This window comes from Streptomyces hilarionis (assembly GCF_024539675.1).
Classification (GTDB): Bacteria; Actinomycetota; Actinomycetes; order Streptomycetales; family Streptomycetaceae; genus Streptomyces; species Streptomyces hilarionis.
The window spans coordinates 1-268 of the sequence record NZ_JAHHIT010000738.1 but is presented as its reverse complement, the minus strand read 5'-3'; the positions used below and the strand labels follow the sequence as shown (position 1 = coordinate 268).

Annotated in this window: 1 protein-coding gene; it reads right to left on the bottom strand. The window is 40.3% G+C overall.

The annotated features are described in order from the left end of the window. On the bottom strand, nucleotides 1–268 hold a 268-nt coding region (locus tag KMS84_RS40195), incomplete at both ends, for a hypothetical protein (RefSeq protein WP_256921601.1).

The window sequence follows — 268 nt, the reverse complement described above, 5'->3', positions numbered from 1 at the left end:
CAGGTAGAATCTGCTGTTAATTGTAGATAGGTGCTTCTCATCAGTGCCTGATTTAAGTGTGTAGTCTAGAGTTTTTCTATCTGCCTCATACCGCAGTACTGATTTTCCTTCGCTGGATACGTTGCCTTTGAGTACAGATAAAACTGCATCTTCCGTTATTTCTTTGAAGTGAACTTCAATCGATAGTTCTTCGTTTTGAAGCCCTTTTTTGCTTATGTGGAAATCTGATTCGGAAGGCTCTAGATCGCTTTCGGATAGAGATTTGTCC